Source organism: Kribbella sp. HUAS MG21, from assembly GCF_040254265.1.
GTDB lineage: Bacteria > Actinomycetota > Actinomycetes > Propionibacteriales > Kribbellaceae > Kribbella.
Window position 1 is genome coordinate 1,377,175 of the sequence record NZ_CP158165.1, and the last position, 16,023, is coordinate 1,393,197.

Genomic DNA, 16,023 nt, shown 5'->3' on the forward strand with positions numbered 1-16,023 from the left:
GCGGCGTGGCGGGCACTGTTCTGTCGGAGCTCAGCGGGCGAAGAGTGCGCCGGTGAGGTTCGTGGTGAGGTTGCGGAGCGAGTCGGGCAGGTACTGCAGGTGCCAGCCGCGCGGGCCGTGGTACCAGGCGAAGCCCGAGTCCTCCTCGTCCGGCGTGGCGTCGGTCGCGACCAGTGCGTCGATCCAGCGCTCCGAGCCGCCGAGGACGACGGCGTACGGCAGCGCGCGCGAGCAGAGCTCGGCGTGCTGGTCGGTCGGCAGCTCGCTGACGTCCATCTCCAGCAGCTCACCGCGGATCGCGGCGACCTGACCGAGGACGCGGCCGGCGGCCGACGCCTTGGCCGGCATGTAGCGGCCGACCACGAGCAGGCCGACACCGACCAGCGTGATCGCGATCCCGAGCAGGCCCCAGGTCGACAGCAGCGCGAGCAGCACGGTCGCGACGACACCGACGACGGTGACCGCGATCCCGATCGTCGCCCACAGCGAGCGGGTCCGGTCCGGGCGCTCGGTGAACCAGCCGCGCTTGACCACACCGTCGTACAACGCGTCCTGGACCTCGCCGAGGTTCGCCCGGACCTGCTTGCCGAGCTCCGAGACCAGCACCGAGTCGGCGTCGCCGAAGATCGCGCGGATCAGCACGTTCTCGTACCGCTGCAGTTCCTCCGACGGCGCGTTCGCGACCCGGCGCAGCTCCCAGTCCGGCCGCGCGAACTCGGTGCTGTGCTCCAGCTCGACGATCGAGATGTGACCGCGGACGGCCAGGTCGATGATCGTCGCGGTCACGTCGACCGGGTCGATCCGCTCGTCGATCAGCGTGCCGACCTCGCCAGGGCGCAGGTCGGACGGCGGCGTGAAGTCGATCCGCGCGTCGGTGCCCAGGCTGAACAGCGACGCCGGTACGACGCGCCGCGGGTCGACCTGGTCCCGGCCGCGCAGCCGGTACAACGCGAACAGCGCCGCCGCACCGAGCAGCAGCACCACGAGCGCGGTGATCAGCTGGGCCGCGTCGGTCGAGAACGCGCGCTTGAAGGTGTGCCGGTACTCGACGATCGAGTTCGCCGCGATCTGGCCCTTCGGGAACCCGACGGCCATCAGCACCGTGTTCCCCGGCGGCAGGTCCGCCTGCTGGAACGTCGGGCCGGAAGTCTCGCCGATCTGCGCCAGCGTGCACGGGATGTTGCTGTCGACCGGGCCGGCGAAGCAGGCGACGTGCGTCACCTCGGGCACGCTGAAGACCACGTTCGCGTTCTGGATCGGGAGGTTGATCCCGGTCAGCGGCGCGAACCGCACCTCGGTGCCGTCCAGGGTCTCCGCCACCGCGCCCTTCACGGTGTACGTGACCTGGAGCTCCGTAGTACTGCTGGTGACGTCCGGGATCGCGATCGACGTGACGTCGCCCTCGGTCTTCAGCTCGGCCTTCTTGTCCTGGCCGCCGGCCTTGACCTGCAGGTCGCCGATCTGCTGCACGTGGTCGACGTCGTCGGGCAGGTGGTCCCGCGTGACGATGAACCGCGTGAAGGTCCCGTTGACGTTGCTGAGCTTCCAGGTCTCGGCGACCCGGAGCAGGCCGTCACGTTCGACCCGGACCTGACTGTCGTAGTTGGTGACCACCGGGTCGGCGGTCGCGCTGCTGTCGGCCGCGGCGGCCGGGACAACGGACAGGCCGAGCAGGCCGAGGGCACACAGGGAGAGCCCGAGGAGACGTAGACGCATCGCCCAATCACACCGTAGAGAGAGGGTCAGGTTGACAGGCGCACCCTAGCGTCCTGGGGGTGTCAGGCAACCAACCGGGACCGGCTCCGGCCGTCGGGCCCGCTCCTCGGGCGGCGCCGAAGTTGAGCCCACGCTCCGGTAGCGTCTCGGGCGTGTCAGGCAACCAATGGGGTCCACCGCCCGGGCAGCAGTACCCGCAGCAGCCGCCACCTCCGCCGTGGCAGCAGGGGCCGGGGTACGGCGGCCCGCCGCAACCCGGAGGTCCTGCCGGGCCGCCGCAAGGTCCGCCGTACCAGGGTCCGCCGCAGGCTCCGCCGTACCAGCAGGGACCTCCTTTTCAGGGACCGCCTCAGGGGCCTCCGTTCCAGGGGGCTCCTTTTCAGGGGCCGCCTCCCGGGCCGCAGCCGTTCCACGGGCAGCCGCAGTTCGGCTGGGGCGCTCCGCCCGGTGGACCGCGGCCGCCGAAGAAGAAGGGCCGCGGCGGCCTGATCGCCGCGCTCGTGCTGCTCGGCGTACTGGTGATCGGCTTCGGCATTCTGCGGTTCGCGCTGAAGGGCGACGGCGACCCGAGCTACGCGCAGCCGACCACCACCTCGTCGTACAGCCCGACCGCCAAGCCGACGGCCGCCCCGTCGACGCGGGCGACCAGCAACGTGCCCACGGCCAAGCCGACCACCCGGCCGCCGCGGCCGACGACCAGCCGGTCCACGACGACCAGCACGCCGACGACCAAACCCGGCCCGACCGACAGCGACCTGGTCGTGCGGAACCAGCTCTACAAGGCCGGCGCGATGGCGCCGGTGGGCTGCAAGGAGTCCCGGGCGCGGCAGAGCACCGTGGCCGGCGCGCGCGCCAACTACAAGAACCTGCTGGGCTGCCTGAACAAGTCGTGGGCGCCGCTGGTCGCCAAGGCGGGCGGGCGGTTCCGGGCGCCGAACGTGCGGATCTTCAGCGGCCAGGTGTCGACGCCGTGCGGGACGAAGAGCGACTCCGGCCCGCCGTTCTTCTGCGGCGTGAACGACACCATCTACATGAACCTGACCGAGGACATCGGCAACTACAACCGGTACTCGCAGAGCTATCAGAAGGTCTGGGCGCGGATGTGGATGCTGCACCAGTTCGCCCATGAGTACGGGCACCACATCCAATACAACATGGGCATCCTGCAGGCGTACTCGCGGATCCGCTACGAGCGGCCGACGTACGCGATGGAGCTGCAGGACAGCCGGCGGCTCGAGCTCCAGGCGTCGTGCTTCTCGGACATCTTCATCGGGTCGAACCGGCGGACCTATCCGATCACCGGGCAGTCCCTCACGCAGTGGCGCTGGCTGATCGGCAACGTGACCGACTACGCCAACGACCACGGCGACGCGAACAACCACAAGTACTGGGCGCTGCGTGGCTGGGACAAGCGCAACCCGGCCGCCTGCAACACCTTCGTCGCACCGGCCGCCAAGGTGCAGTGAAGCCGGTCCGGGTGCGCCGACCGGTCTGCTGCGGAGAGACTGGCCGAACTGGCTAGCCTGGTGGGTCCGGATCGCAGAGTATGTCCGGGGGGAGGCGGCTCGGAACCCCACCAACGAGCTACAGCCAGCAAGGTCGTGAGGAGCATCGATGTCGGACAACTGGAACCAGCCACCGGGGAGCGACCCGGCTGACAACCAGCCGGACCGCCCGCCGGAGCCCGTTCCGGGCCAGGGGGGCCCTGACCAGCAGGAAGGTTCGGCGCCCGGCGGGGGCTGGTTCGGTTCCCGGGACAACGACGCGGGGCCGCGGGCCGGTGACGCGCAGCCAGGTCCCGGGGCGGGGCAGTCCGCGACGTGGTGGACCGGCGAGACCGACGCGAAGCGCGAGTTCCAGAGCCCGGGCCAGTCCGAGGCCCCCGCCAACAACTGGTTCGACGGCGGCTGGGGCCCCAACCGCCGCGAACACCCCGACCAGCCCACCACAGGCCAGGCCGGACCGAACCAGGCCGGCCCCTGGCAGTCCGCGTCCCAACCGGGCGGCCCGAGCCAGCAGCAACCAGGTACGCCGCCACGCTCCAACGCCGGAGCACCCGACCCGTGGCAGCCGACACCTTCATGGTCCGAGGCACCGGAAGGCGGCACACCCACGAGTCGCCCGAACACGCCCAACCCGGCACAGCCGAACATCCCGCAAACCGGCGGGTCCTGGGGCGAGCAGTCCTGGCCCCTCCAAACCAACACCGCTGCCCAAGGCAACAACCGTCCGCCCACCCAAGGCACACCTGCCCCGGGCACGCCCGGCCAGGGCACGGCCGGTTCGGCCGGGCAGACCGGCTCCGCGCAGGGCGGCTCGCAGGGCGGTTCTGGGCAGGGCGGCTCGCAGGGTGGGCCGTCGGGGCAGGGTGGTGCCGGTGGGGGTGCTGGGTGGTCGGCTGGGGGGCGGCCTGAGTCGAGTGCTTGGCAGGCTTCGCCTTCGCAGCAGGCTCGGCCTCAGGTGGGATCGGAAGGGTCTTATCTGTGGGGGTCGCAGGGTGGGCAGCAGCAGCCCTCGTCGCCTTGGAGTAATGCGCTTCCGCCGCAGGGGCAGCAGGGTGCTCGGCACTCCGCGCCGCAGGGCGGGCAGGGGCAGCCCGGGCCGATGGGGCAGCACGGGCAGGCCGGGCCGATGGGGCAGCACGGGCGGGGTGGGCCTATCGGGCAGCAGGCGCAGATCGGGCCCATGGGGCAGCCTGTGCAGCAGGGTCCGACCTGGCAGTATCCGCCGATTCCGATTCCGCAGCCTCCGGGTGGGCGGCGGCGGCGTAAGAAGAAGACCTTGTCGCGGGGGTTGCTGATCGGGCTTGTCGTGCTGGCGGTGCTGGTGCTCGGGTCAGGGATCACGCTGATCGTCCGCACCGTCGGCGGCGGCGACCCGGAGGCCAAGGTGACGCCGACGACCACCGCATCGGAGACACCGTCGCCGTCGGAGAGCCCGTCCGCCTCGCCGTCGCCGTCGCCGTCGACGCCCCGCGGCCCGACGGTGGACGAGGTCGTGAAGGGCAGCCGGCTGTACTCGATCGGCCCGGTCGCCGCGTCGAAGTGCGCGGAGCCGCCGTTCGCACCCGTCACCGTCCCGGCAGCGCAGCAGTACTACAACCGCCTGCTCCCCTGCCTGAACCGCACCTGGTGGCTGGCGATGAAGAAGGCGAACCTCCCGTTCCGCAACCCGAAGGCCGTCGTGTACGTCGGCAAGGTCCCGTCGCCGTGCGGCGTCCAGCGCAGCGTGCGGGCGGCGTACTGCGCGGCGAACGAGACGATCTACCTGCCGTTCGCGGTCGACAACCGGTACTACAAGTCCAACCCGGTGTACGCCCGCGCGGTCATGCTCAACACCTTCGCCCACGAGTACGGCCACCACGTGCAGAAGCTGAGCGGGATCCTCGCCTCGTCGATGTCCCGGCAGCAGAAGATGACGCCGAACCAGAAGCTCATGGAGAGCCGCCGGCGCGAGCTGCAGGCGACCTGTCTCGGCGCCGTCTACCTCGGCGCGAACGCGACGTACATCCCGATGAACGGCGTACTGCTGACCAACTGGAAGTTCCTGATCGCGCACTCGGGTGACGACTACGCCCGGCCGCGCGTGCACGACCACGGCAACCGGGTCAGCAACTACCAGTGGTCGGTCGCGGGCTACAACAACAAGAAGCCCGACTCCTGCAACACCTTCACCGCGGCCGACGTCCGGGTGAACTGACAGCGGCGAACCACCGCCCGCGTCAGCCGAACAGGCGGCGGGCGGTGGTCAGGGTGCCGCCGAAGGACGTCACGAAGTTGCTCAGCGACTCGCCGATGTCGGACAGGTGCCAGTTCTCCGGGCCGGAGTACCAGCCGATACCGGCGTCGGGGTCGTCGTCGTCATCGGTCGCCGCGATCTCCAGCGCCCACTTCTCGGTCAGCCCGAGCACAGCGGCGTACGGCAGGCACCGGGACGCGAACTCGAGCCGGTGCGACTCCGGCAGGTCGGCCGACGTCTCGTGGGCGAGGTACTGCTGCAGACCGGCCACCCGGCCCAGTACGGCGGCACCGCGCGCGGTCCGGGCCGGCGCGATCTGACCGACGAGCGCGAGCACCACCCCGGCCGCCATCACCGCGAACCCGACCAGCGCGAACTTGCTCACGATCGCGAGCACGATGGTCAGTACGACGCCCGCCCCGAGCAGCACCACACCGGCGGTGGTCCAGCGGTTCCGGTCGGCGTCCGGGCGGCTCTTGAACCAGCCCTGCGTGACCACGTCGGCGTACAGCTGCTCGCGGACCAGGTTGAGCCGCGGCCGCAGCGACGGGCCGAGCGCGGAGACCAGCACCGAGTCGCCGTCCGCGAACACCGCGTCCAGCAGCGCCTTCTCGTAGGCGAGCAGCTCGGGGCCGCCCGGGTGCAGCCGCCGCAGCTCCCAGTCCAGCCGGCCGAAGTGCGACTCGCGCGGCTGCTCGACGATCGTCAGGTAGTTGCGCACGGCAAGGTCCAGCAGCGTCGCGGTGATGTCGACGACGTCGGCGGTCTCGTCCACCACCGTGCCGACCTGGCCGGGCCGGATGCCGTCCGGCGCCGCGAACTGGGGTCCGTCGGCGCCGTCGAGCACCGGTCGCTCCGGCGCGCCGTCGCCGACCTTGGCGGCGTCCCGGCCGCGGAAGAACCACAGACCGACCGCACCGAGCAGACCGAGCCCGAACACGACCACGGCCAGCCCGACCGTGGTGAAGTCCACGGTGAAGGCCCGCCCGAGCGACCAGCGGGTCGCGTACTCCGCGTTCGGTTCGACGTTGCCCTGGGCGCTCAGCCCGGTCAGGAACGTCACCCGGCCGCCGGCGGGTACGCCGTTCTGCTCGATCTCGAGCGCGGCCGACTCGGCCAGCTGGGACGACGTACACGGCATGCTCGACCCGGTGCGGCCGGCGAAGCAGGTCACCCAGGTGGCGAACGGGATGTTGACGCTCAGCGTGGCCTTCGGGATCGCGGTGCCGAAGCCCTGCACGATCGGCCAGCTCACCTCGCGGCCCTCGGTCGACTCGGCGACCACGTTGTCCACGGTGTAGCTGTAGACGATCTTGGACTGGCCGGACACGTTCAGCGTCAGCTTGCGGCCGTCGTCGGTGCTCTCGTTCTGGAAGCCCTGCGCGGGCTGCCCGTTCACCGTCGCTGAGACGTCGGTCAGCTCGTACGTGCGGTCGCGGTCGGCGTCGGACCGGACCCGGGTGGTCAGCGTCCGGCTGAACGTCGTACCGCCGGCGGTCAGGTCGACCGTCTCCTTGACCTGCAGCCGGCCGTCCTTGGTCAGCGTCGCGTCCGCGTCGTACGCCGTGATCTGGTCGTCGGCCCGGACCGCGGCCTGCGCGGACACCGGGCTCAGGGCAACGAACAGGCCGGCGACCGGGGCGGTCAGGGACAACAGCAGGGCTGCCGGGAGGAGGCGGCGCTTCGGTGACATGGGTCGAGGGTAGTCTCGTGCCGGTTCGCACAGCGAACTCGCCATCGTCCGACGTGAGCGGCGTGACCCGACCCAATGGAGGCCAGTGCTGTGAGCAGCCCGTACGGGTACGGCGGTCCGCGCCAGGACCGGCCGGTGGGTCCGCCGCCGGGTGTCCTGCCGCCGCCGCAAGCCGCGCCGTGGCCGCCCCAGCAGGGCCAGTACCCGCAGCAGGGCCAGTACCCGCAGCAAGGTCAGTACCCGCCGCGCGGTCAGTTCGGTCCGTCGTTCGGTCCCGGCCAGTTCAACGGCTTCCAGCCGCCGCGGCGGCGTGGCGGCGGCTTCCGGCTGGTCCTGCTCGGGTTCACGATGCTGATCTTCATCGGGATCTCGGCGGCCGTCCTGGCGGTCGTGCTGTGGACAGGTGCTGACAGCACCGACACCGCCGGGCCGGAGGAGCCGGAGGTGACCGGTCCGTCGATCGTGCCGACCCCGACCACCACGCCGGAGAAGGGCACCGCCGAGGACTACCTGCTGAACGCCGACGTCTACCGCACCGGTCCGCTGCAGGAGCAGAACTGTCCCGCGGCCAACCTGGGCAGCGGCAGCCTGGCGTCGCAGAAGGTCTACTACCAGCGCCTCTTCAAGTGCCTCAACGACGCGTGGCGGCCGATCTTCAAGGACCTCGGCCAGAACAAGCCCGATCCCGGCCTGGTCGTGTTCGACCAGCCGGTCTCGACCGCGTGCGGCAACTTCCAGCCGCTGTCCGGCCGGGTGCTGGCGTTCTACTGCTACGGCAACCAGGTCATGTACGTCGACGTGAAGCAGATGAACCGCGCGTTCGGCCCGCAGCAGGACCTGGCGTACCTGATGACCATCGCGCACGAGTACGGCCATCACGTGCAGGGTGTCACCGGACTGTTCTACGCGCGGGCCGTGTACCTGCAGGACCACCCGGAGCGGAAACTCGACAGCTCGCGCCGCAACGAACTCCAGGCGTCCTGTTTCGCGGGCGTGTTCAGCAAGGCCGTCGCGAAGTCCTACCCGTTGACGGACCGGGAGGACGAGTTCAAGGAGCAGTCCAGCAACAGCTTCGGAGAGTCACCGTCCACACCGGACGACGAGCGGACGCACGGGCTGGCGACCAGCCAGGGCTTCTGGATCCAGAACGGCTACAACATCGGCGCCAACAAGGCTTGTGACACCTTCGCGGCCCCGGAGCGCCTGGTGCAGTAAGCAGTTGATTGACTAGTTGATTGACTGTCCCACTGTTTGCTTCACGTTGTCCCGCAGGTAACTGAGCGGCGTATTATCCGCCCGTGACGTTGCGACGCGGGGACCTGGCGACGGCCGCGCGGACGCTGGTGGACGTGCTCGAGGAGACCGCCCACAAGTACGCCGACGAGCCAGCGCTCGACGACGGCAGTGTCAGCCTGACCTACCGCGAACTGCTGGTGCAGACCACCAAGTTCGCCGACCGCCTGACCGGGCAGGGCATCGGCCCCGGCGACCGCGTCGGGATTCGGATCTCGTCGGGCCACAACGACCTGTACATAGCGATTCTCGGCACGCTCCAGGCCGGGGCCGCGTACGTCCCGGTCGACGCCGACGACCCGGACGAACGGGCTGAGCTGGTCTTTGGCGAGGCCGGGGTCGCGGCGACGGTCGGTGACGACCTCGAGCTCACGATCACCCGTCCGCAGCAGCAGCCGATCGCCGACAACGACGCCGCCAACGGCACCTTCGACTACCCGTACTCCGCCCGCATGGACTCCTCGAGTACGACGGACGCGGCGCGGTCCGGTTCCGGGCCGGAGCCGGGCGACGACGCGTGGATCATCTTCACCTCGGGCTCGACCGGCGTACCGAAAGGCGTCGCGGTCACGCACCGCTCGGCCGCCGCGTTCGTCGACGCGGAGGCGCGGCTGTTCCTGCAGGACGAGCCGATCGGGCCCGACGACCGGGTCCTGGCCGGGCTGTCCGTCGCCTTCGACGCCTCCTGCGAGGAGATGTGGCTGGCCTGGCGGCACGGCGCCTGCCTGGTCCCGGCGCCGCGTTCCCTGGTCCGCACCGGGATGGACCTCGGCCCGTGGTTGGTTGCCCAAGGCATCACCGTGGTGTCGACCGTGCCGACGCTCGCCGCGCTCTGGCCGGCGGACGCGCTCGACCAGGTCCGGCTGCTGATCTTCGGCGGCGAGGCCTGCCCGCCGGAGCTGGCCGAACGGCTCGCGGTCGAGGGCCGCGAGGTCTGGAACACCTACGGTCCGACCGAGGCGACCGTGGTCGCCTGCGCCGCGCGGCTCACCGGCGAGGGCCCGGTCCGGATCGGCCTTCCGCTGGACGGCTGGGACCTCGCCGTCGTAGATGCCCAAGGCAACGAAGTGGCCGACGGCGAGGTCGGCGAGCTGATCATCGGTGGTGTCGGCCTGGCCCGGTACCTGGATCCGGCCAAGGACGCCGAGAAGTTCGCGCCGATGCCGAGCCTCGGCTGGGACCGCGCGTACCGCAGCGGCGACCTGGTGCGCTCCGACCCGCTCGGCCTGCTGTTCCAGGGCCGCGCCGACGAACAGGTCAAGCTCGGCGGGCGCCGGATCGAGCTCGGCGAGGTCGACGCCGCGCTGCAGGCCCTGCCCGGCGTCACCGGCGCCGCGGCCGCCGTCCGCAACAGCGCCGCGGGCAACCAGCTCCTCGTCGGGTACGTCGTACCGGACGATCCCGACGGTTTCGACAACGGGAAGGCGACCGAGCGGCTGCGCGAAGCGCTGCCTGCGGCGCTCGTGCCGTTGCTGGCGATCGTCGACACGCTCCCGACCAGGACGTCCGGCAAGGTCGACCGCAACGCACTGCCCTGGCCGCTGCCCGGGATGGACAGCGACGGACCGGCCGCCGACCTCGTCGGCACCGCGGGCTGGCTGGCCGACCGCTGGACGAAGGTTCTCGGCGCCAAGGTCACGGGGGCCGACAACGACTTCTTCCTGCACGGCGGCGGCAGTCTCGCCGCGGCGCAGCTGGTGTCCGCGCTGCGGGAGCGGTACCCGGAGGTCACGGTCGCGGACATCTACGAGTACCCGCGGCTCGGCGCGCTCGCCGACCGGCTCGACGAGTTCCGGCCGGTCGCCCCGGAGCCGGTCGAGGTCCGGGAGATCCGGCCGACTCCGAAGGGCACACAGCTCCTGCAGACCGCGCTGACCCTGGTCCTGCAGACCGTCGTCGGCGTCCGTTGGCTGGTCTACCTGTTCACGCTGAACAACCTCCTCGCCGCGCTGATCGAGCCGCTGCCGTGGGTACGGACCGTGTCGTGGTGGTGGGTGCTGGCCGGCTGGCTGATCCTGATCTCGCCCGCGGGCCGGATGGGCATCGCGGTCGTGGGCGCCCGGATCCTGCTCCGCGGGCTGAAACCCGGTACGTATCCGCGCGGCGGCAACGTCCACGTCCGGCTGTGGGCCGCGGAGAACCTGGCCGACGCCGCCGGCGCCGCGAACCTCGCCGGCGCGCCCTGGATCGCGTACTACGCCCGCGCCCTCGGCGCGAAGATCGGCCGCGGGGTCGACCTGCACACGCTGCCGCCGGTGACCGGCATGCTCACCATGGGCCGCGGTGCCTCGATCGAGCCCGAGGTCGACCTGGCCGGCTACTGGATCGACGGCGACCAGCTGCACGTCGGCCCGGTGTCCGTCGGCGCCGAGGCGGTCGTCGGCTCCCGCAGCACGCTGCTCCCAGGTGCGGAGATCGGCCGGAACGCCGAGATCATGGCCGGGTCGGCCGTGTCCGGCAAGGTCCCGGACAACGAGCGCTGGTCCGGCTCCCCCGCGGTCAGGATCGGCCGCGCCCGGCATCCCTGGCCGGACCACCGGCCCGCCCGCGCGCCGTGGTGGGTGGCGGCGTACGGCGCCCAGTCGGCGCTGATGTCCTTGATCCCGGTGGCCGGGGCCGCGGCGGCGTTCGTCGTTCTCGGTCTGGCGTTGCGCGAGACACGGACGCTGACGGACGCGGCGCTGAGCGCGCTGGCCGCGATCCCGCTGATGACACTGGTCGGTTTCGCGACGATCGCGGTGCTCACGCTGATCGGCGTCCGGCTGCTCGGCATCGGCATCAAGCCCGGTCACTACCCGGTGCGCAGCCGGATCGGCTGGCAGGTCTGGGCCACCGAGCGGCTGCTCGACTCGGCGCGGACCCTGCTCTTCCCGCTGTACGCAAGCCTGCTGACGCCGTGGTGGTTGCGCGCTCTCGGCGCCAAGATCGGCCGCGACGTCGAGGCCTCGACGGTGCTGCTGCTGCCGAAGATGACCACCGTCGGCGAGGGCGCGTTCCTGGCCGACGACACGATGATCGCGTCGTACGAGCTCGGTGGCGGCTGGCTGCACGTGGCCGGCGCGAAGGTCGGCAAGCGCGCCTTCCTCGGCAACTCGGGGATGACCGCGCCCGGGCGCAGCGTCCCGAAGAACGGCCTGGTCGCGGTGCTGTCCGCGGCGCCGAAGAAGTCCAAGGCGGGGACGTCGTGGCTCGGCTCGCCGCCCGTGAAACTGCGCCGCCACGCGGTATCGGGTGACCAGAGCCGGACGTACAACCCGCCGTACAAGCTGAAGGTCGCGCGCGCCCTGGTCGAGCTGTGCCGGTTCGTGCCGATGATGTGCACGGTGCTGATCGCGCTCGGCGTGCTGTTCGCGCTGCAGGCGCTGGACATCTGGCTCGGCCCGGTCGCGGCGATGCTGCTGTCCGGCGCGGTGATCCTGGCCGCGGGTGCGGTCGCGGGCGGGATGGCGACGGTCGCGAAGTGGCTGATCGTCGGCCGGACGCGCGCCGTCGAGTACCCGCTGTGGAGCTCGTTCGTCTGGCGCAACGAAGTGGTCGACAGCTTCGTCGAGCTGGTCGCCGCGCCGTGGTTCGCGAACGCGGCCGCCGGTACGCCGGTGCTCGCGCTCTGGCTGCGGTCGCTCGGGGCCAAGATCGGCCGCGGCGTCTGGTGCGAGACGTACTGGTTGCCGGAGGCCGATCTGATCACCTTAGGCGACGGCGCCACGGTGAATCGCGGTTGTGTGCTGCAAACGCACCTGTTTCATGATCGAGTTCTCTCCATGAACACAGTCACCTTCGGACCCGGAGCCACCCTCGGCCCGCACGGCATCGTGCTCCCGGCCGCCGAGCTGGGCGCGGGAGCTACCATCGGCCCGGTGTCGCTCGTGATGCGTGGTGAAGGTGTTCCGGCGGGTACGCGCTGGGCGGGGAACCCGATCGCGCCGTGGCAGGGCTGATGGTTGACCGTTATGTGCCCACCCACGGAAACCCCGGCTACCAGGTCGAGTCGTACGACCTCGAGCTGGACTACCGGGTCAGCAGCAACCGGCTGAGCGGCAAGGCGACGATCACCGCCTACGCGACCGAACCGCTGTCCCGGTTCAGCTTCGACCTGTCCAGCCTGCGGGTGTCGAAGGTCGCGGTGAACGGCCGCCGGCCGCAACGGTTCACGCAGCGCGCGGGCAAGCTCTACGTCACCGCGAGCATCCCGGACGGCGCCGAGTTCACGGTCGACGTCCAGTACAACGGGAACCCGAAGCCCGAGGACAGCCCGTGGGGCGAGCTCGGCTGGGAGGAACTCACCGAGGGCGTGATCGTCGCCAGCCAGCCGAGCGGCGCGGCGACCTGGTTCCCGTGCAACGACCACCCCGGCGACAAGGCGCATTACCGGATCTCGATCACCACCGATTCGCCGTACCAGGTGGTCGCGAACGGGCGGCTGGTGTCGCGCCGGGTGAAGGCCAGCCGGACGACGTGGGTGTTCGACCAGGCCGCGCCGATGGCGACGTACCTCGCGACCGTGCAGATCGGGCGGTACGACGAGGTGGAGCTGGCGAGTGCGCCGGTGGCGATCCGGGGCGTGCTGCCGACCGGACGGATCCGCGCGTTCCGGCACGACTTCGGGCGGCAGCAGGACATGATGAAGCTGTTCTGCCGGCAGTTCGGGCCGTACCCGTTCGGCGGCTACACGGTCGTCGTCACCGACGACCCGCTGGAGATCCCGCTGGAGGCGCAGGGCATCTCGGTGTTCGGCAGCAACCATGTCGACGGCCGGCGCGGCTCGGAACGGCTGGTCGCGCACGAGCTGGCGCACCAGTGGTTCGGGAACAGCCTGACTCCGGCGAGCTGGCAGCACATCTGGCTGAACGAGGGTTTCGCCTGTTACGCCGAGTGGCTGTGGTCGGAGGAGTCGCAGGGGCTGACCGCCGACCAGCAGGTCGCGAAGGCCCATACCCGGTTGAAGGGCCTGCCGCAGGACCTGCTGCTGTCGGACCCGGGTCCCGAGCTGATGTTCGACGACCGCCTCTACAAGCGCGGCGCGATCACCTTGCACGTACTGCGGAAGCACCTGGGCGACGAGTCGTTCTTCGAACTCCTCCGGACCTGGACGAAGACGCATCGGCACGGGTCGGTCAGCACCGCGGAGTTCATCGCGCTGGCGTCGACCTTCAGCCCCGACGAGGAAGCGCTGCGGCATCTGTTCGCGGCCTGGCTGGACTCGTACGAGCTGCCGCCGTTGCCGCGGAAGCGCTAGCCCCGGGCGACTTCGGCGGCGGCCTTCACGAAGCGTTCGGTGAGCGGCGTCCGGGTGGCCCAGGCGGCGCCGGTCCACCAGCTGGCCGCGCGACCGGGCAGCGGGAGCAGGCGAACCTCGGGTGGTGCGATGCGCTCGGCTGTCTGCGGTACGACCGCCGGTCCGACACCCGCCGCCGTCAAGGCGAGGACGGTCTGCAGGTCGCCGGCCTCCTGCAGTACTTGCGGGTGGCAACCAAGTTCGGCGTACAGGCTGTTGATCTGCGCGGTCAGCCCGGGACCGCGGTCCGGAGTCAGGCGGACCAGCGGACGCGCGTCGATCCAGCTGACGAGATCGCGCGGGACGTCCTGATCCGCCGGTACGGCGAGTGTGAGGCGGTCCCGCCGGAGCCGGAGGTGCTCGAGCCCGGCCGGCACCGGCAGCCGGACGAACCCGATGTGCAGGCTGCCTCCGAGCAGCCGCTCGCACTGCACGGCCGAGGACATGTCCTCGAGGGAGACCGTCACTCCCGGCCACCGGCTGCGGAACAGCGCGACCGCGCGCGGCGCCAGCTCGATCCCCGACAGCCCGAAGCCGATCGCCAGCGAACCCTCGGCGCCGGACGCGACCTGCGCGGCCCGCCGTTCGAAGGCCTCCGCCCGGTCGAGCAACTCCAGAGCGTCAGCAAGCAGCAGCTCCCCGGCCGGGGTCAGCCGGGCGCCGTGCCGGCCGCGGTTGAACAGCACCGCACCGACCCGCCGCTCCAGCACCTGGATCTGTTTCGTCAGCGCCGGCTGGCTCGTCGACAACTCCGCGGCGGCGGCACCGAAGTTCCGCAGCCTGGCCACCGTGACGAACGCCCGGAGCAGACGGAGATCCATAACACCAGGATATGGAATGCGGTCGAAGCTCTATTGGACGTCATGGATGCCGCGGCGTTTCGATGGGGGCATGACCTCCTTCCGCGCCGCCGTCGTCCAGTTCGAACCGAGCCCCGACCAGCCCGCCGCCAATCTCGCCACGGTCGAGCGCCTGGCCCGGGACGCGGTCGCCGGCGGGGTCCGTCTGGTGGTGTTCCCGGAGATGTGCCTGCTCGGCTACTGGCACCTGCGGCGGCACACGCCCGAGCGCCTGCACGAACTGGCCGAGCCTGCCGACGGACCGCTGGTCAGCCGGGTCCTCGAGCTCGCGCGGGAGCTCGGGGCGGGGATCGGCGTCGGGTTCCTGGAGGAGGCGGACGGCACGCTGTTCAACGCGTACGCCGTCTGCCTCCCGGACGGTCAGGTCCACGTGCATCGCAAGCTGCACGCGTTCGAGCACGAGGTGATCGCGAGCGGATCGTCGTACACCGTCTTCGACACGCCGTGGGGATTCCGGGCCGGGGTGCTGATCTGCTGGGACAACAACCTGGTCGAGAACGTCCGGATCACCGCGTTGCTCGGCGCAACAGTGCTGCTCGCGCCGCATCAGACCGGCGGGACGAACTCGCGCAGCCCGCACGGCATGAAGCCGATTCCGTTGCAGGTATGGGAGAACCGGGATGCGGACCCGGCGGCGGTCGAGGAGGCGTTCAACGGTCCGAGCGGGCGCGGCTGGCTGCTGCGGTGGTTGCCGGCGCGGGCCCATGACAACGGGATGTTCGTGCTGTTCAGCAACGGCGTCGGCCGCGACGACGACGAACTGCGCACCGGCAACGCGATGATCCTCGACCCGTACGGCCGGATCGTCGCCGAGACCCCCGCACCCGCCGAAGCTGTCGTCACCGCGGACCTCGACCTCGACCTGGTGCCCTTGGCAACCGGCCGCCGCTGGCTCCGCGGCCGCCGCCCCGAGCTCTACGCCCTCCTCACCCAGCGCCTGGGCAACGAACTGGACCCCCGCACCGCCCGCTTCACAGACGCCCCCGTCGAACTGCCCGGTCAGTAGATGAGGGCTGTGGCGAGGGCGGCGATGCCCTCGCCGCGACCGGTGAGTCCCAGGCCGTCCGTGGTGGTGGCGCTGACCGAGACCTCAGCGTCGCAGGCGGCGCTGAGGGCCTTCTCGGCTTCCTCGCGGCGGGCCGCGAACCGCGGCCGGTTGGCAACGATCTGGACCGAGACGTTGCCGATCTCGAAACCGGCGGCCCGCACCCGCCGCGCCGTCTCCGCCAGCAGCGCCGCTCCGGACGCACCGGCCCACTCCGGCTCGGAGGTGCCGAAGTTCGACCCGAGGTCCCCGAGCCGCGCCGCGCTCAGCAACGCATCGCAGATCGCATGCGCCGCGACGTCGCCGTCGGAATGCCCGGACGGCCCGGACGTCTCCTCAGGCCAGTGCAGACCCGCCAGCCACATCGGGCGGCCTGCTTCCAGCGGATGTACGTCGATGCCGT

The 16,023-nt window shown here is 71.1% G+C and carries 10 protein-coding genes; 6 read left to right on the forward strand and 4 right to left on the reverse strand.

What is annotated here, in order from left to right; genetic code table 11:
* Positions 1 to 30 precede the first annotated feature (30 nt).
* Positions 31 to 1,716 carry a DUF2207 domain-containing protein gene (locus ABN611_RS06665; protein ID WP_350278903.1) on the reverse strand — a complete coding sequence of 562 codons (1,686 nt, stop codon included), beginning with the start codon at positions 1,714 to 1,716 and terminating at the stop codon, positions 31 to 33.
* 152 nt (positions 1,717 to 1,868) lie between these two features.
* On the opposite strand from ABN611_RS06665, the gene ABN611_RS06670 reads away from it, so the two are divergent.
* Together ABN611_RS06670 and ABN611_RS06675 are read left to right on the forward strand one after the other, a co-directional pair.
* Complete coding sequence (locus ABN611_RS06670; protein ID WP_350278904.1) at positions 1,869 to 3,182, forward strand: neutral zinc metallopeptidase; 1,314 nt, start codon at positions 1,869 to 1,871, stop codon at positions 3,180 to 3,182.
* Positions 3,183 to 4,401: 1,219 nt separating this feature from the next.
* Positions 4,402 to 5,415 (forward strand): neutral zinc metallopeptidase, encoded by a 1,014-nt coding sequence (locus ABN611_RS06675; RefSeq protein ID WP_350278905.1) that lies wholly within the window; start codon positions 4,402 to 4,404, stop codon positions 5,413 to 5,415.
* Positions 5,416 to 5,437: 22 nt separating this feature from the next.
* On the opposite strand, the gene ABN611_RS06680 is transcribed toward ABN611_RS06675, so the two are convergent.
* Complete coding sequence (locus tag ABN611_RS06680; protein WP_350278906.1) at positions 5,438 to 7,147, reverse strand: DUF2207 domain-containing protein; 1,710 nt, start codon at positions 7,145 to 7,147, stop codon at positions 5,438 to 5,440.
* A 90-nt stretch (positions 7,148 to 7,237) separates the two neighbouring features.
* On the opposite strand from ABN611_RS06680, the gene ABN611_RS06685 reads away from it, so the two are divergent.
* The 3 genes from ABN611_RS06685 (at position 7,238) to ABN611_RS06695 (ending at position 13,676) form a co-directional block, all read left to right on the forward strand.
* Entirely contained in the window at positions 7,238 to 8,362 is a 1,125-nt protein-coding gene (locus ABN611_RS06685) for a neutral zinc metallopeptidase (protein WP_350278907.1), read from the forward strand.
* An 83-nt stretch (positions 8,363 to 8,445) separates the two neighbouring features.
* A complete protein-coding gene (locus ABN611_RS06690) occupies positions 8,446 to 12,378 on the forward strand; it encodes a Pls/PosA family non-ribosomal peptide synthetase (protein WP_350278908.1) in 3,933 nt (1,310 codons plus the stop codon).
* Complete coding sequence (locus tag ABN611_RS06695) at positions 12,378 to 13,676, forward strand: M1 family metallopeptidase (protein ID WP_350278909.1); 1,299 nt, start codon at positions 12,378 to 12,380, stop codon at positions 13,674 to 13,676. The genes ABN611_RS06690 and ABN611_RS06695 overlap by 1 nt, the downstream gene beginning before the upstream one ends.
* On the opposite strand, the gene ABN611_RS06700 is transcribed toward ABN611_RS06695, so the two are convergent.
* A complete protein-coding gene (locus ABN611_RS06700) occupies positions 13,673 to 14,536 on the reverse strand; it encodes a LysR family transcriptional regulator (protein WP_350278910.1) in 864 nt (287 codons plus the stop codon). The genes ABN611_RS06695 and ABN611_RS06700 overlap by 4 nt on opposite strands.
* Positions 14,537 to 14,606: 70 nt before the next feature.
* Here ABN611_RS06700 and ABN611_RS06705 point away from each other — a divergent pair, with 70 nt between their 5' ends.
* Positions 14,607 to 15,581 (forward strand): nitrilase family protein, encoded by a 975-nt coding sequence (locus ABN611_RS06705; protein WP_350278911.1) that lies wholly within the window; start codon positions 14,607 to 14,609, stop codon positions 15,579 to 15,581.
* Here ABN611_RS06705 and ispF read toward each other — a convergent pair.
* Positions 15,575 to 15,985, reverse strand: coding sequence for a 2-C-methyl-D-erythritol 2,4-cyclodiphosphate synthase (ispF, locus tag ABN611_RS06710; protein ID WP_350281604.1), 411 nt, complete (start codon positions 15,983 to 15,985; stop codon positions 15,575 to 15,577). The genes ABN611_RS06705 and ispF overlap by 7 nt on opposite strands.
* Positions 15,986 to 16,023: the final 38 nt, after the last annotated feature.